General features: G+C 69.5%; 15 protein-coding genes and 1 pseudogene. 11 read left to right on the top strand and 5 right to left on the bottom strand.

What is annotated here, in order from left to right; translation table 11 throughout:
* Positions 1 to 31 precede the first annotated feature (31 nt).
* From ABZ471_RS24425 to ABZ471_RS24415, 3 genes are read left to right on the top strand one after another with little or no spacing between them, the layout of a single operon-like run.
* Positions 32 to 871, top strand: coding sequence for an SDR family oxidoreductase (locus tag ABZ471_RS24425; protein ID WP_359068948.1), 840 nt, complete (start codon positions 32 to 34; stop codon positions 869 to 871).
* A 41-nt stretch (positions 872 to 912) separates the two neighbouring features.
* On the top strand, positions 913 to 2,340 hold the full coding sequence (locus ABZ471_RS24420) for a cytochrome ubiquinol oxidase subunit I (RefSeq protein WP_359068946.1): 1,428 nt from the start codon (positions 913 to 915) through the stop codon (positions 2,338 to 2,340).
* Positions 2,337 to 3,377, top strand: a complete 1,041-nt coding sequence (locus ABZ471_RS24415) for a cytochrome d ubiquinol oxidase subunit II (RefSeq protein ID WP_359068945.1) — start codon at positions 2,337 to 2,339, stop codon at positions 3,375 to 3,377. Before ABZ471_RS24420 ends, ABZ471_RS24415 begins: the two co-directional genes overlap by 4 nt.
* 10 nt (positions 3,378 to 3,387) lie before the next feature.
* On the opposite strand, the gene ABZ471_RS24410 is transcribed toward ABZ471_RS24415, so the two are convergent.
* Together ABZ471_RS24410 and ABZ471_RS24405 are read right to left on the bottom strand one after the other, a co-directional pair.
* On the bottom strand, positions 3,388 to 5,226 hold the full coding sequence (locus ABZ471_RS24410; RefSeq protein ID WP_359068944.1) for a glycoside hydrolase family 15 protein: 1,839 nt from the start codon (positions 5,224 to 5,226) through the stop codon (positions 3,388 to 3,390).
* 171 nt (positions 5,227 to 5,397) lie between these two features.
* Positions 5,398 to 5,925: a gluconokinase gene (locus ABZ471_RS24405; protein ID WP_359068942.1), complete on the bottom strand. Its 528-nt coding sequence runs from the start codon at positions 5,923 to 5,925 to the stop codon at positions 5,398 to 5,400.
* A gap of 273 nt (positions 5,926 to 6,198) precedes the next feature.
* Between ABZ471_RS24405 and ABZ471_RS24400 the strand changes: the two genes are divergently transcribed.
* Complete coding sequence (locus ABZ471_RS24400) at positions 6,199 to 6,534, top strand: hypothetical protein (RefSeq protein WP_359068940.1); 336 nt, start codon at positions 6,199 to 6,201, stop codon at positions 6,532 to 6,534.
* A 23-nt stretch (positions 6,535 to 6,557) separates the two neighbouring features.
* Here ABZ471_RS24400 and ABZ471_RS24395 read toward each other — a convergent pair whose 3' ends face one another.
* Positions 6,558 to 7,547, bottom strand: coding sequence for a CorA family divalent cation transporter (locus tag ABZ471_RS24395; RefSeq protein WP_359068938.1), 990 nt, complete (start codon positions 7,545 to 7,547; stop codon positions 6,558 to 6,560).
* A 123-nt stretch (positions 7,548 to 7,670) separates the two neighbouring features.
* Entirely contained in the window at positions 7,671 to 8,570 is a 900-nt protein-coding gene (locus ABZ471_RS24390) for a LysR family transcriptional regulator (protein WP_359069041.1), read from the bottom strand.
* Between the two features lie 78 nt (positions 8,571 to 8,648).
* Between ABZ471_RS24390 and ABZ471_RS24385 the strand changes: the two genes are divergently transcribed.
* From ABZ471_RS24385 to ABZ471_RS24375, 3 genes are all read left to right on the top strand, one after another.
* On the top strand, positions 8,649 to 9,728 hold the full coding sequence (locus tag ABZ471_RS24385; protein WP_359068937.1) for an EamA family transporter: 1,080 nt from the start codon (positions 8,649 to 8,651) through the stop codon (positions 9,726 to 9,728).
* 23 nt (positions 9,729 to 9,751) lie between these two features.
* Positions 9,752 to 10,396: an NAD(P)H-binding protein gene (locus tag ABZ471_RS24380; protein WP_359068936.1), complete on the top strand. Its 645-nt coding sequence runs from the start codon at positions 9,752 to 9,754 to the stop codon at positions 10,394 to 10,396.
* 149 nt (positions 10,397 to 10,545) lie between these two features.
* On the top strand, positions 10,546 to 10,980 hold the full coding sequence (locus ABZ471_RS24375; RefSeq protein WP_359068935.1) for a hypothetical protein: 435 nt from the start codon (positions 10,546 to 10,548) through the stop codon (positions 10,978 to 10,980).
* 212 nt (positions 10,981 to 11,192) lie between these two features.
* Here ABZ471_RS24375 and ABZ471_RS24370 read toward each other — a convergent pair whose 3' ends face one another.
* Complete coding sequence (locus ABZ471_RS24370; RefSeq protein WP_003974483.1) at positions 11,193 to 11,630, bottom strand: hypothetical protein; 438 nt, start codon at positions 11,628 to 11,630, stop codon at positions 11,193 to 11,195.
* A 42-nt stretch (positions 11,631 to 11,672) separates the two neighbouring features.
* On the opposite strand from ABZ471_RS24370, the gene ABZ471_RS24365 reads away from it, so the two are divergent.
* The 4 genes and pseudogenes from ABZ471_RS24365 to ABZ471_RS24350 all read left to right on the top strand — a co-directional run.
* Positions 11,673 to 11,930 (top strand): hypothetical protein, encoded by a 258-nt coding sequence (locus tag ABZ471_RS24365; protein WP_359068934.1) that lies wholly within the window; start codon positions 11,673 to 11,675, stop codon positions 11,928 to 11,930.
* A 276-nt stretch (positions 11,931 to 12,206) separates the two neighbouring features.
* Positions 12,207 to 13,523 carry a glutamate-1-semialdehyde 2,1-aminomutase gene (gene hemL, locus ABZ471_RS24360; protein ID WP_359069040.1) on the top strand — a complete coding sequence of 439 codons (1,317 nt, stop codon included), beginning with the start codon at positions 12,207 to 12,209 and terminating at the stop codon, positions 13,521 to 13,523.
* A 50-nt stretch (positions 13,524 to 13,573) separates the two neighbouring features.
* Entirely contained in the window at positions 13,574 to 14,221 is a 648-nt protein-coding gene (locus tag ABZ471_RS24355) for a histidine phosphatase family protein (protein ID WP_359069039.1), read from the top strand.
* A 145-nt stretch (positions 14,222 to 14,366) separates the two neighbouring features.
* Positions 14,367 to 14,914 (top strand): annotated as a pseudogene (locus tag ABZ471_RS24350) (hypothetical protein); the annotation flags it as partial.

Below are 14,914 nucleotides of genomic sequence, written 5' to 3'. Positions count from 1 at the left end.
ATCCGGGCACGTAGTGGAGGAGCAGGGCATCGTGAGTTCCACCGAGGGCGCACTGCAAGGCGTGATCCCCGCACACCTGCTGAAGGGCCAGAAGGCACTGGTCACCGGCGCGAACTCCGGAATCGGCAGGGCGACGGCCGTCGCCCTGGGCCGGGCCGGGGCCGATGTCGTGGTGAACTACGTGGCCGGCCGTGAGGATGCGGAGAAGGTGGTCGAGGAGATCACCGCGTTCGGGGTCCGGGCCGCGGCCTACGAGGCGGACGTGTCCGACGAGGACCAGGTCGTCGCCATGGTCGACCGGATGGTCCAGGAGTTCGGCACGATCGACATCATGGTCGCCAACGCGGGACTGCAGCGGGACGCCGCGTTCACGGAGATGACCGTCGCCCAGTGGCAGAAGGTCCTGGACGTCAACCTCACCGGGCAGTTCCTCTGCGCCCGTGAGGCGACCAAGGAGTTCCTGCGCCGCGGCGTCGTCCCGGAGGTGTCGCGCGCGGCCGGGAAGATCATCTGCATGAGCTCGGTGCACCAGATCATCCCCTGGGCCGGGCACGTCAACTACGCCTCGTCCAAGGGCGGCGTACAGATGATGATGGCGACGCTGGCCCAGGAACTCGCCCCGCAGCGGATCCGGGTGAACGCGGTCGCCCCCGGAGCCATCAAGACCTCCATCAACCGCAGCGCCTGGGAGACACCGCAGGCGCAGGAGGATCTCATGCGGCTGATCCCCTACAAGCGGATCGGTGACCCGGAGGACATCGCCTACGCCGTCGTCGCCCTCGCCTCCGACCTCATGGACTACGTCGTGGGCACCACCCTCTACGTCGACGGCGGCATGACGCTCTTCCCGGGCTTCGCCACCGGCGGCTGACCCACCCCACCCCACCCGCGTCGGCCTCCGGAGAGACCCGCATGCACACGGTCCTGCTGATGGCGGACGTGCCGCCGCAAACCCTTCCGGCCAGATCGATGATGGCCTTCACCCTCGCCTCGCACATCATTCTCGTGCCCCTGGGCGTCGCCCTGCCGCTGATCACGCTCATCATGCACGGCTACGGCCTGCGCCGGGACGACCCGACCGCCCTCCTGCTGGCACGGCGGTGGTCGGCCGTCATGGCGGTCCAGTTCGCGATCGGGGTCGTCACCGGCACCGTCCTGTCCTTCGAGTTCGGGCTGCTGTGGCCGGGCATGATGGGCAGGTGGGGCGATGTCTTCGGCATCGGGTTCGGTGTCGAGGCCTGGGCCTTCTTCCTGGAGGCCGTCCTCGTCGCCATCTATCTCTACGGCTGGCGGAGGCTTCCCTCCCGGACCCACTTCCTGCTCGGACTGCCGCTGCCCCTCGCGGCCCTGCTCGGCGCCTTCGGGATCCTCGCCGCCAACTCGTGGATGAACACCCCGAGGGGCTTCACCCTCGACTCCGCCGGGAACCCCGTCGACGTGAAGATCTGGAAGGCGGTCTTCACGCCCATGTTCGGTCCGCAGTACTGGCATTTCGTCGTGGCGATGTTCGTGACGGCGGGCTACGTCGTGGCCGGCGTCTACGCCGTCGGCTGGTTGCGCGGCCGCCGGGACCGCTACCACCGGCTCGGTTTCACGATCCCCTTCACGCTCGCCGCGGTGTTCACACCGGTGCAGTTCATGCTCGGCGACTCCATCGCCCGGCAGGTCTTCCACAAACAGCCGGTGAAGTTCGCCGCCATGGAGATCGTCTGGAAGACCGACACGCACCAGCCGGAATACCTCTTCGGCCGGCTGCATCCGGACGGGAGCATCTCCGGCGGCATCCGGATCCCGCAGCTCGACTCCATCCTCGCCGGGTTCCGCCCGGACACCAAGGTGACCGGGCTGACCTCCGTGCCCGCGAGCGACCGGCCGACGGCCACCCAGGCCACCATCGCCCACTGGGCCTTCGACACCATGGTCGGGATCGGCTCCCTGCTGGCGTTGCTCGCGCTCTGGTACGCCGCGGTCTGGCTGCTGCGCCGCAGGATGCCCGCCTCACCCTGGTTCTTCCGGTGCGCGGCCGTGGCCGGCCTCGCCTCCGTCGTCGCCGTCGAGTGCGGCTGGATCACCACCGAAGTGGGCCGCCAGCCGTGGATCGTGTACCAGAACATGCGGGTCGCGGAAGCCGTGACGGCCACGCGGTCCACCAGTCTGTGGATCATGTTCGGTCTGGTCGTCGTCGTGTACGTCTTCGTCTTCGGGTCGTTCCTCGCGGTGCTGCTGAAGATGCGCTCCCGCTGGCGGCTCGCCGACGCGACGGGCGAACCGGAGACAGCGCAGGAGACGCCGGAGACCGACACACCGTACGGGCCGCGGTCCGCCGGGAGCCGGCGGTGATCGCCGGGGTCATCGCCGTCGTCCTGCTGCTCGCGATCGCCGCCTACGCCTGCGCGGGCGGCACCGACTACGGAGCCGGCTTCTGGGACCTGACCGCGGGCGGAGCGGAGCGCGGCAAGCGCCCGCGATGGCTGATCGACCACGCGATGGCTCCCGTATGGGAGGTCAACAACGTCTGGCTGATCTTCGTGCTGGTCATCATGTGGACGGGTTTCCCCGTCCTCTTCCAGCAGGTGTTCACCACGATGTGGCTGCCCCTGGCGCTTGCCGCCGTGGGCATCGTGCTGCGCGGCGCCGGCTTCGCCCTGCGCAAGCCCACCCGCCGGCTGGCCGGACGGCGCCTGTACGGAGCGGTGTTCGCCGTCTCGTCGCTCCTGACGCCGTTCTTCCTGGGTGCCGCAGCCGGGGGAGTGGCCTCGGGCCGAGTGACCTCCACGACGAAGGCATCGACGGACGCCTGGGCCAACCCCACATCGCTGCTGTTCGGACTGCTCGCCATCGCGACCACGGCGTTGCTCGGCGCCGTCTTCCTCGCCGCGGACGCCCGGCGCTTCGACGCGCCGGAACTCGACCGCTACTTCCGGCGGCGGGCCCTGGGCGCCCTGGCCGCCGTCGCCGTTCTCGCCGTGATCACGTTGGTCGTCACCCATGGCGACGCACCTCATGTCTGGCACGGGCTCACGCACGGCGTGGGGCTCGTCTTCGTCATCGTGGCAGCGCTGGGCACCCTCGCCACCGCAGGGCTGCTGACGCGTTCCTCCGCAGCCTGGTCCCGGGTCACAGCGGTCGGCGTGGTCGCGTCGGCCGTCCTCGCCTGGGGCATGGCGCAGCGCCCCTACCTGATCCCGACCTCACTCACCGTGGCCGAAGGGGCGGGGGCCCACACCACGCTCCGCTGGCTGGGTCTCGTCACCCTCGTCGCCGTCGTACTGATCATCCCCGCGGTCGCCCTGCTCTACTGGCTGGACACCCAGGGCGAGCTGGAGAGCCTCACCGACGCCGACCTGCGCCGCCGTGGCGCCGGTGACGAGGGCTGACCGGCCCGGACTACCGCCGGTCCAGAGCCTTGTTCAGGGTGAGGGCCGCGTCGATGAGGGCGAGATGAGTGAACGCCTGCGGGAAGTTGCCCAGCTGGCGGCCAGTCAGGTCGATCTCCTCCGAGTACAGGCCCAGATGGTTGGCGTACCCCATCATCTTCTCGAACACCAGCCTCGCCCGGTCGGTGCGCCCTGCACGCGCCAGGGCGTCGACGTACATGAACGTGCACAGGGAGAAGGTCCCCTCCGAGCCGCGCAGGCCGTCGGGCGAGGCCTCGGGGTTGTAGCGGTAGACCAGGCTGTCGCTGACCAGCTCCTCCTCCATCGCGTCGAGGGCTGACGTCCACATCGGATCCTCGGGGATGACGAACCCCACCGTCGCCATGCGCAGCAGCGAGGAGTCGAGTACGTCACTGCCGTAGTGCTGGACGAAGGCCTGCCGTCCCTCACTCCATCCCTTGGCCATGATCTGCTCGTAGATCGCGTCCCGTTCGGCGCTCCAGCGTGCGGCCGCCGCCGGCCGGCCGTGCGACTCGGCGAGCCGCAGAGCACGGTCGAACGCCACCCATGACATGACACGGCCGTACGTGAAGTGCTTACGGCCGCCGCGGGTCTCCCACAGGCCCTCTCCCGCCTGGTCCCAGTGGTCGACCAGCCAGTCCAGGTTCGTCAGCAGCGAGGTCCAGCCGTGGTGCCCGACCCGGATCCCGTGCTGGTGCGCGAAGTAGATGCTGTCCAGCGCTTCGCCGTAGATGTCCAGCTGGAGCTGTGTCGCGGCACCGTTGCCGACTCGCACCGGGGCGGAACGCGCGTAGCCCTCCCAGTGTTCGAGGATCTCCTCCTCCAGGTCGGAGGAGCCGTCGACCCGGTACATGATGTTGAGCGGGCCGGAGTCCCCTTCGCTGCCGGCCCGTTCCCCGACCCGGTCGCCCAGCCACACGATGAACGCCCTGGCCTCGTCGGTGAAACCCAGCCCCAGCAGGGCGTACACGGAGAAGGCGGCGTCACGGATCCAGGTGAACCGGTAGTCCCAGTTGCGCTCGCCGCCCAGTTGCTCGGGGAGCGCCGTCGTCGGGGCGGCGACCAGGGCGCCGCTCGGGGCATAGGTCATGAGCTTCAGAGTGATCGCGGAGCGCTCCACCATCTCCCGCCAGCGCCCCGAGTACTGGGACTGGCTCAGCCAGGAGCGCCAGAACCTGCGGGTGTCGTCGAAGAGTTCCTGGTACTCGGCGAGCAGGATCTGCCGCGGCGGTCCGTCGGCGGCCGACTCCAGGACCAGTCCGCGCTGCTGGCCCGCCTGCAGGGTCAGCGTGAAGTGCAGGTCGTCCCCCCGGCCGGTGAGGATGTCGACCAGCTGCTTGTCCTCCGGTTCGCGGATGGGGTGCACGGTGAGCGCCTCGCCGTTCTCCGCGGCGAACACCGCTCCCTGTTCGGGGATGTGCAACCGGTGGGCCGTCCGGCCGTAGTCGAACCGCGGGGCGACGTCGATCTCGAAGGTCATGCTGCCGCGCACACAGCGGACCATGCGGACGAGCCGGTGGCAGGGCGTGGCAGTCGTCCCCGTCACGGGCATGAAGTCGAGGACCTCCCCGGCGCCCGCCTCGGTCATGAACCGGGTCACCAGGATCGCCGTGTCGGGAAGGTACAACTGCTTGGTCGCGTACATCGTGTGCACCGGCCGGACGGAGCAGTGCCCGCCCTTGTCCTTGTCCAGCAGCGCGCCGAACACGCTGGGCGAGTCGAACCGCGGGAAGCAGAGCCAGTCGACCGTCCCCTCTGTGGTCACCAGTGCCGCGGTCTGCAGATCGCCGAGCAGACCGTGGTTCTCGATCAGCGGGTAGTCGTCCATCGGGGAGCCCCTTCCGGTGCGTGATTCACCCGGACGCACCCCCTCCGATCAGCGTAAGCCGGAGGTACGGCTCGGGCCCGTCGGGCCCGAGCCGTGCGATATGCGCAGGTCGCGGACGTGACCGGCGTCTGATGAGCCCGGCGATGACCAGGAAAGAAGGACGGAACCTCCTCACCGGTCCGGTGGGCACACGGCGCGCAGGGCGGCTGCCACGACCTGCTCCGCGCTGACGGACGCGTCGATGGTCACGCCCGGTTCGTCGGCGTGCAGGGGATCCAGAGCGTCGTACTGGGAAGCGAGCAGCTCCGGAGGCATGAAATGCCCCTTCCGGCGTGCGATGCGCTCCGCGGCCACCTCACGGTCAAGAGCCAGGTACACGAACCACACGTCCGCTCCCGTACGCCGGAACCGGTCGCGGTACGCGCGCTTGAGCATCGAACAGGCGGCAACACCCCCGTGCCCACTCGACGCGGTGGTCCGGATCCACTCCGTGAGCGCCGCCAGCCAGGGCCGCCGATCGGCGTCGTCGAGAGGGTGTCCGGACGCCATCTTGGCGCGGTTCGCCGCGGGGTGGAGGTCGTCGCCCTCCAGGAACGGCACGCCGAGCTGCTGCGCGAGCCGTGCTCCGACGGTGGACTTGCCGGACGCCGACACGCCCATCACGACGACCACCCGCGATCCGCCGCCCCTGCCGGCCAACGGGCCTCCCTGAGGTGACGGTGGAACACAGGAACACCGGTACGTGTCCACTATCGCCCGACATCCCGGAACACGCCGTATGCGCGAACCGTCCGCAGGGCGGCTGCCCGACCTGTGTGCGGCCCGCCGTCGAGGCCCGTCCGACGCCCTTCGAGTGCAGTGCCGTGCCTCAGCCCGCAAGGGTCGTCCTCACCAGGCGTGTCCGCCCGCTCTGACGGATAGTGGTGGCAGGACGACGTCCCAGCCAGCTCTCCGTCCCGCACAGGAGGCTTCATGCGCGCTTCACGGTCGCTGGCCGCGCTCACCGGCATAGCGGTGCTCGGCATCGCGCTGACCGCCTGCCAGGATCAGGCGTCCGGCACGATCGTCGCGCGGCACGATGCCAGGCTCGTGGAGACCATCTCGAACCCGCCGATCCACAGGTGTCACCGTTTCGTCGAGGGCGTGACCCGCGTCGACAACCACACGCAGAGCAACCTGCTCCTGTACACGACCCCCGACTGCACCGTGCCGCCGGGCGGGGCGAGCAACTACCTGGACATCGGAGGGGCGGACGAGGTGGTCAGGTCCACCGGCCTGTGGCGCAGTTTCTCCATCGCCCCTGACTGACGCCCCCGTCTGATGCAACGGGCTCAGCGGTCCTCCCGGCCGTCGTCGTCACGGAGCCTTCGCCAGATGTGGGTGCGGTGCAGCACGTAGAGCGCGACGAACAGGACGCCCGCCTGCAGCCCGACGGCGAGCAGCCAGAAGACGGCCTTGCTCTCCATCTCGTCCGTGAGATAGCTGAAGTTCATGCCGAAGTACCCGGTCAGGAACGACAGCGGCAGGAAGATCGTCGACACGATGGCGAGCCGGTTGATCACGCCGTTCTGCTCGCCCGCCACGAGGGAGGAGTAGCTGGCGAAGGCCCGTCGGGTGGCCTCCTGGAGGGACTCGATGTCGGTGAGCACCAGTCGGCCGGCGTGCTGGAACTCCCGGGCGAGCCGCTGGCGTTCCTCCGGGAAGCTGCGGTTCAGCATCCTGCGGGTGAGGATCTCGTCCGTCGCCTGGAGGTAGGGGAGGAGGAAGTGGTGCAGCACCGCGGCACGCCGCCGTAGTCGCGCCAGGCGATAGACCTGCGCGGGGCGGCGCTGCTCGAACATCGCGTCCTCCAGGTCCTCCACCACCAGGAGGTTTGCCACCGCGGCCCGGCGAAACGTGTCCAGCGCCTCCTGCAGCAGCAGGAACAGCACCGTCACGGTGTCGGCGGGCCTCTCCTGCTCCAGCCGTGCCATGACTCCGTCCAGCGGTCTGGCCGGCCCCCGGTGGAACGTGACCAGGTGCCGCTCCGTCACCAGCACGTGCACATGGACGACTTGGTCTCCCCCGACCACGGGCACGACGAACCCCGCTCTGTCGCCGAGGAACTCCGCCCTCGCCGGTTCTCCCGCCCTGCCGAACCAGTGCGGGCTCTCGGTCCCCAGGCCGAGCCGGCCGACGACCGACTGTGCATCAGCCGTCGGTTCGTCGGGCAGCTGGACGTCGACGAGCAGGAAGTCGGATGTGGAGAGGCGCTCACGTGCCTCCGACAGGCTCGTACGAGCGGTGGCCCCACCGGGCATCGACACCACGGATACGATCATCGTCCCTCACCGTCGTCCCAGGTCATAGGGGCCACGGTGCGCACATTCCGCTGTCCGCGCCGGTGGACACACACAGACGCGTCGACGGGTGCCCCGAACGAGTGAGCGTACCGACGCCTGACGTCAGGCCGGATCCGACGGCGGTCGGACTCCGAGGACGTCGAGCATCGCCCGGGTGGCGGGGCTGGGGTTGAACCGGCTCCACACCAGGTACTCGATGCGATGCGGCCCGTCGACGACCGGGACCAGCGCCAGTTCGGGGGCGTCGGCGGCCAGCGGCCGGATGAACGCCGACGGCAGCAGGGCCACGCCGAGCCCACGCGCGATCAGCCGGGTGATCAGCTCGACGACGCCGGTCTCGTACGCGACGTCGCGTACCAGACCCGCGGCGGCGAACGCCTGATCGGACTGGGCCCGGGCGGGTGTCTCGGCCACGAAGTCCACGAACGTCTCCGCGGCGATCTCCTGCAGCGTCACCCGGGAAGCCCCCGCCAGCCGGTGCCCGGCCGGTACCACCAGCACGTGCGCGTCGTGGTCGAGAACAACGGTCTCCACACCGGAGGGCCGCGCGCCTTCCGGCAGGCCGAGGAAGGCGATGTCCAGGTCCCCGCTGCGGACCGCCTCCGCCAGCTCGTCGCTGCGCCCGGAACGGAGGACGACGCGGACGTCCGGATGCTGGGCGCGATACCGCTGGAGCAACTCGGGTACGTCGACGGCGGCCGAGGTCACGATCACGCCGACCGCGAGCCGGCCGCGTACCACGCCGGTCGCGGCAGCGGCGTCGGCAGCCGCGCGGTCGGCAGCGGCCAGGCACTCGCGCGCGCCGGCGAGAAACGCCGCTCCCGCACTGGTCAGTTCGACGCGGCGGCTGGAGCGGGCGAACAGCCTCACCCCGAGCTCCCGTTCCAGGCTCGCGATCCGGTGACTGAGCGACGACTGCACCACGGAACAGCGCTCCGCCGCGCGCGTGAAGTTGCGGGTTTCGGCCACGGCGACGACGTATCGCATCTGCTGGAGGTCCACACAGCAATCGTTCTCATTCATGGCTGACATGACAAGCATGCGTTGGAATCATGGCGCGTTGTGCTGAGACTTCATCACATGCACTCCTCGACCGAGCGATCACCGGGTCGGCTGCGGACCTCGTCCCCACAGCAGGCGGCAACCGTCGTACTGACCGCACTCGCTCCCGCGTCCTGGGGCACCACGTACGTCGTGACCACGGAACTGCTGCCGCCGGGGCACCCGCTGTTCGCCGGGCTGATGCGCGCCCTGCCCGCCGGGCTGCTGGCGCTGGCGATCACACGGGTGCTCCCGCGCGGGGACTGGTGGTGGAAGGCCGTCGTCCTCGGCCTGCTCAACATGGGCGGGATGCCCCTGCTGTTCCTGGCCGCCGAACGACTCCCCGGCGGTGTCGCCGCCACCCTCGGCGCCGCCCAGCCGCTGCTGGTCGCCGGGTTGGCCACCGCGGTGCTCCGCGACCGGCCGACCGCCTGGCGACTGACCTGGGGCGTGATCGGCGTGCTCGGCGTCGGACTCGTCGTGCTCGGTCCGCAGGCCCGCCTGGACGCCGTCGGGGTGCTCGCCGGCCTCGGCCATACGGCCACCATGGCCGGCGGGGTCGTCCTCACCAAGCGCTGGGGCCGTCCGGCGGGGATCGGACCACTGACCATGGCCGGCTGGCAACTGACGGTCGGTGGCCTGCTGCTGCTCCCGCTCACCCTCGCGTTCGAAGGGGTACCGCAGCGGATCGACGCCGGAGCGGTCGGCGGCTATCTGTGGCTCGGCAGCATGGGCGGGCTGATCGCGTACACGCTGTGGTTCCGCGGGATCGGAAAGCTGCCGGTCGGCGCGTCCGCACCGCTGGTCCTGCTGTCTCCGCTGGTCGCGACCGTCATCGGCGTCGCGCTGGGCGAGTCGCTGAGCCCGCCGCAAACCCTCGGCTTCGTCCTCGCCCTGACCGCGTTGCTCGCCGCACAGCTCAGTGCCCCGAGCCTGTCCGGCCGCATCCGGCGAGGCGGGAGAGCAGGCGCCCACATTCCAGAGGACCGGACTGCAGAGGACCGGACTGCAGAGGACCGGACCGCAGAAGGCCAGGTTCGAGGAGACCAGGTCCGAGAAGGCCAGATTCGAGAAGGCCAGATTCGAGAAGGCCAGATGCGAGAGGGACGGATTCAATGACGACAGTTTCACCGAGGGCAGCCATGACGATCGCCGTGGTCGGCGCCACCGGGATGGTCGGCAGCCGGGTGATCGCCGAGGCCGGTGCACGCGGGCACCAGGTGCTCGCCCTGTCCCGGAAGCCGGCGAGCGGGGCCCCGAACGTGACACCGATCGCGGTCGATGCGAACGACCCGGCCGCCGTGCGCGAGGCGCTCGCGGGCTCCGCCCCGAATGCCGTCGTGCTGACCGTGCGGAGCTTTCCGGTCGACCAGGAGTTCTTGGTCGGTGCTACCCGCACGGTGCTGGACATCGCAGCGGAGTCGGGGATTCGCGTCCTGGTGGTGGGCGGCGCCGGTGCGTTGCGCAGCCCCGGCGACCACGATCTGCTGGTCGCCGACAACCCCGTGTACGTGCCCGCCGAATGGAAAGCGGTGGCCGCCGCCGGGACGGCCCAACTGCGGACCTGCCAGACCCATGAGGGTGCCGACTGGGTCTACCTGAGCCCGCCGGCCTTGCTCGCGCCCGGTGAACGAACCGGCCACTACCGGCGCGGCACCGACACCTTGCTCACGAGCGGCGACGGGCGATCGTGGATCAGCGCCGAGGACCTGGCCGTCGCCGTGGTCGACGAACTCGACACCCCCGGCCATGAACGCCTTATCACGGTCGTCCACCGCGATTCCTGAAGGCGACTCAGACCGCTTTGTCTGAATCATGCATGCGCCGCGGTCTCAGCTTCGGTCAATATTACTCAAAACCGATCGCACTCACGTGCGAGGCGCGTTACGATCTTGGTCGACCAGTAATACAAGTAATGCAAGTAATGGGGGGATAGATGCGCGTTTCTCTGCGCAAGCGCACCGCCGTCGCGTTCGCTGCGACCATGCTGATGACCGGCAGCGCCATGGCTCTGGGCGCAAGCAGCGCCTCCGCGGCTGTACCGCAGAACGTCACGTTCTGGCACGGGCCGATGGGGAGCGACGGGTCCTACAACATCGGTGTGTACGTCAACGGCAAGCTGGCCGGTGAGACCTACTGGAAGGCCGACGGGGACTCCCTCTCGGCGGTCGACCCCACGCCGGACGGATGGGGTGTCGGCGCCTACCTGAGCACCAGCCCCGTTCGTGAAGCGGGCACGTTCGGGCACGGCTCCCCCTACACGGCCACCAAGGGCGGAAACCTGCCCGAGGGCCACCACTACAAGATGTGGGCCTGTGTGGGTGGCAGCGGCGGGCTCATTTGCTCCGACATGTACGACGTCCACGCGTGAGCCGAAATCCGCGGATGACCTGCTAGCCGGATAGCCCGAATAACCCGGATATCTGGGATATCCCGGATAAAGAGGTCCCTGTACAACGCACGCAAGCGAGCCCCGGACACCTGGTCCGGGGCTCGCGGCTGTTCAGGGCGAGGATCCTGCGGGGTGCCCGCATGACGAGGGCGGAGCCCGAAAGCCCCGCCCGAACACCGTGAAATCCCAGCTCAGGGCCACACCAGGCAATACGGCTGATGCCCCGCCTCATGCAGCCGATGCGAGAAGTCCTGCCACTCGTGCAGCAACTGGTACACGTTGAACGCATCCCGCGGCCCACCCCGGTCCGGCACCGTCGACCAGATGAAGGCCGCTGCGCCGACCGCTTCCTCGCCGATGCCGCGGAGGGGGTCGACGACCGTCATGGGGAGTTTGACGACCGCGTAGTCGGGGTGCAGGACGACCAGCTCCAGGGGCGGCACCTTGTGCAGGGGCACGCCCTCGATGCCGGTCAGTACCATCGCGGCCATCGTCTCCGGCTTGATCTTGGTGAACATGCCGTTCATGCCAAGCTCGTCGCCGCCGAGTTCCTCGGGGCGCATCGAGATGGGGACGCGGGCCGCGGTCGCACCGTCCGGCGCGCCGAAGTATTTGTACGTCACCCCCACCCGACCACCATTCCTGCTCCCCGCCCGGAGACGGTCGGCCCGGTGCTCGAGCCGGCGGTCGCCCGGCCGGTCCAGCTGGTGGTCCAGCTGGCGGTCCGGCTGCCGGTCGGTCTGCCGGTCGTACCGCTCGGGCTCACTCGGTACTCCCTGTGCCTGACGTGCGTCGGTCTGACGTGTTTCGGTAGTTTCCTCCGCGTCGCGCCGGTGCCTTCCCCGCCGGGCACGTCGAGGACCCAGGTCATCAGTCCCCTCGCCCAGTCCGCCACCGCGATGCATATCTCCACCCGACTGCTTTTCTAGGACGCGTGGCCCCCGCCGCGCAACCCGATCATCGTGTCAGTGACCTCCCCCACGGCCGCTCGCCGAAACGTGCGGTGAAACACCAGTCCGCGGGATCTTCAACAGCCCCTTACTACTACGTGCCATATGAGCTGTGTGTATCAGGTACCAGTCTCGCAGATGCAACTGTTCCGATCTTGAGGTCGGCCGCTGGCGGAGCGAGGCGCGGCCTACCCTGAGGAGGTCACCACGCAACCGGAGTCCGAGAAGTCGGAGAATTCGCACGTCATGAGTGCCCTGAGCGAACTGCCCTATCCCTATGAAGCGCCCGCCTCGCAGGCGCTCTTCGACCGTGCGTCCGTCGTCACACCGGGCGGCGTGAACTCCCCGGTGCGCGCCTTCCGCGCCGTGGGCGGCACGCCCCGGTTCATGGTCTCCGGCAAGGGACCGTACCTGACCGACGCCGACGGGCGGGAGTACGTCGACCTGGTGTGCTCCTGGGGGCCGATGATCCTCGGCCACTCCCACCCCGAGGTCATCGCCGCCGTCCAGGAGGCCGTCGCCCGCGGTACATCCTTCGGCACGCCCGGTGAGGGCGAGGTCGCGCTCGCCGAGGAGATCGTCGCCCGGATCGAGCCCGTCGAGCAGGTGCGGCTCGTCAGCAGCGGGACCGAGGCCACGATGTCGGCCATCCGGCTCGCCCGCGGGTTCACCCAGCGGTCCAAGGTGATCAAGTTCGCCGGCTGCTATCACGGGCACGTCGACTCCCTGCTCGCCGCGGCCGGCTCCGGCGTCGCGACCTTCGCGCTGCCCGACACCCCCGGCGTCACCGGTGCCCAGGCCGGGGACACGATCGTGCTGCCGTACAACGACCTCGAAGCGGTGCACGAGGCCTTCCACCGGCACCCGGGCGAGATCGCCTGTGTCATCACCGAGGCCTCGCCCGGCAACATGGGCGTGGTGCCGCCGGGGCCCGGGTTCAACGAGGGGCTCAAGGACGCCTGCCGGAAGAACGGCGCCCTCTTCATCTCCGACGAGGTGATGACCGGGTTCCGGACGAGCCGGAGCGGCTGGTACGGCATCGACGGGGTCAAGCCCGACCTCATGACCTTCGGGAAGGTCATGGGCGGTGGGTTCCCCGCTGCCGCGTTCGGCGGACGCGCCGACGTCATGGCCCACCTTGCCCCCGCCGGGCCCGTCTACCAGGCCGGCACCCTCTCCGGGAACCCCGTCGCCACCGCCGCCGGGCTCGCCCAGCTGCGGCTCCTCGACGATGCGGCGTACCAGAAGGTCGACGCCGTCTCGGAGCAGATCCGCACGCTCGTCAGCGAGGCGCTGAGCAAGGAGGGCGTCGCGCACCGGCTGCAGACCGCCTCCAACATGTTCTCCGTGTTCTTCACCGACCGGCAGGTGCGGGACTACGAGGACGCCAAGCGGCAGGAGTCGTTCCGCTTCACTGCCTTCTTCCACTCGCTGCTGGCGAACGGCGTCTATCTGCCGCCGTCGTCCTTCGAGTCCTGGTTCGTGTCCACGGCCCACGACGAGCGGGCCATCCAGAAGATCGCCGACGCCCTTCCGGCGGCGGCCCGAGCTGCCGCGGAGGCCACCGCGTGAGCGCCACCAGCGCCAACAGTGCCAACAACGACATCACCGTCGTCCACCTCATGCGGCACGGTGAGGTCGCCAACCCGGACGGGATCCTGTACGGGCGGCTGCCCGGCTACCACCTGTCCGAGCTGGGCCGGCAGATGGCCGACCGGGTCGCGGACCACCTCGCCTCGCGGGACGTCACCCACGTGGTCGCCTCGCCGCTGGAGCGCGCACAGGAGACCGCCACCCCGATCGCCAAGGCGCACGGGCTGGACCTCGCCACCGACGAGCGGCTGATCGAGGCCGACAACGTCTTCCAGGGCAAGACCTTCGGGGTCGGCGACGGCGCTCTGCGCAAGCCCGACAACTGGAAGCACCTCGTCAACCCGTTCAAGCCGTCCTGGGGCGAGCCGTACATCGACCAGGTCGTACGGATGACGGGCGCGCTGAACGCGGCCAAGGACCAGGCCCGCGGTCACGAGGCGGTGCTGGTCAGCCATCAGCTGCCGATCTGGATCGTGCGGTCGTACGTCGAGAAGCGGCGGCTGTGGCACGACCCGCGCCGGCGGCAGTGCACGCTCGCCTCCCTGACGACTTTCACATATCAGGGGGACAGGATCGTCTCCGTCGGCTACACCGAGCCCGCCATCGACCTCGTGCCGGCTCATCTCCGCGCCGGTGCCAAGCCGGTGAAGGGCAAGAGCAAGGCCTTCGGGGCGTAACGGCTTTTCTGACGGTCCGTTTGGAATGACTTAGGTTCCCTTTGCCGGATCCGTTACGAAAAACATAAGTATCAACGGAACCTCCCCGATCGTCGCGCCCTCTGACTGGGTGACCACCAGCAGGCGTGACGAATCGGGGACTTCCATGCGCACCAACTCCCGGACCCTTTCCCGGAGGGGAATACTCGGCCTCGGCGCGGGTGCGGCGGCCGCCGCCGGGCTCGCCGGCTGCGGGTCTCTCAAGTCCTCGGACGGGGGCGGGCACCCGGACGGTTCCGGGGGCGGAAAGAACGGGCAGGGAGGCAAGGGTGGTACGCATCCCGCGCGCCCCCTCGGCGACGGCTCCACCTCCTTCACCGGCAAGCAGCCGCACCAGCCCGCCGAGCCCGAGCCGCTGGAGCCGGGCCAGACCCCGCCGCAGTTCGTGATCTTCTCCTGGGACGGGGCCGGCGAGGTCGGCAACGGGCTCTTCCCGCGCTTCCTCGACCTGGCCAAGGAGCACGGCGCGAGCATGACCTTCTTCCTCTCGGGGCTGTATCTGCTGCCCGAGGCGAAGAAGCGGATGTACGAGCCGCCGAACAACCCGCGCGGCGCTTCCGACATCGGCTACCTCAGCGATCCGCACATCAAGGCCACGCTGACCAACGTGCGCCGGGCCTGGCTCGAGGGACACGAGATCGGCACCCACTTCAA

It is taken from the genome of Streptomyces sp. NPDC005728 (assembly GCF_040630895.1).
GTDB lineage: Bacteria > Actinomycetota > Actinomycetes > Streptomycetales > Streptomycetaceae > Streptomyces.
Note: the sequence above shows the minus strand (reverse complement) of the source record. Positions and strands in the feature narration are given on the sequence as shown.

Excerpts from the sequence above, each read along its gene's own strand:
- ABZ471_RS24420 (WP_359068946.1), top strand. The coding sequence starts at position 913 with ATGCACACGGTCCTGCTGATGGCGGACGTGCCGCCGCAAACCCTTCCG.
- ABZ471_RS24410 (WP_359068944.1), bottom strand. The coding sequence starts at position 5,226 with ATGGACGACTACCCGCTGATCGAGAACCACGGTCTGCTCGGCGATCTG.
- ABZ471_RS24400 (WP_359068940.1), top strand. The coding sequence starts at position 6,199 with ATGCGCGCTTCACGGTCGCTGGCCGCGCTCACCGGCATAGCGGTGCTC.
- ABZ471_RS24395 (WP_359068938.1), bottom strand. The coding sequence starts at position 7,547 with ATGATCGTATCCGTGGTGTCGATGCCCGGTGGGGCCACCGCTCGTACG.
- ABZ471_RS24385 (WP_359068937.1), top strand. The coding sequence starts at position 8,649 with ATGCACTCCTCGACCGAGCGATCACCGGGTCGGCTGCGGACCTCGTCC.
- ABZ471_RS24380 (WP_359068936.1), top strand. The coding sequence starts at position 9,752 with ATGACGATCGCCGTGGTCGGCGCCACCGGGATGGTCGGCAGCCGGGTG.
- ABZ471_RS24375 (WP_359068935.1), top strand. The coding sequence starts at position 10,546 with ATGCGCGTTTCTCTGCGCAAGCGCACCGCCGTCGCGTTCGCTGCGACC.
- ABZ471_RS24355 (WP_359069039.1), top strand. The coding sequence starts at position 13,574 with ATGCGGCACGGTGAGGTCGCCAACCCGGACGGGATCCTGTACGGGCGG.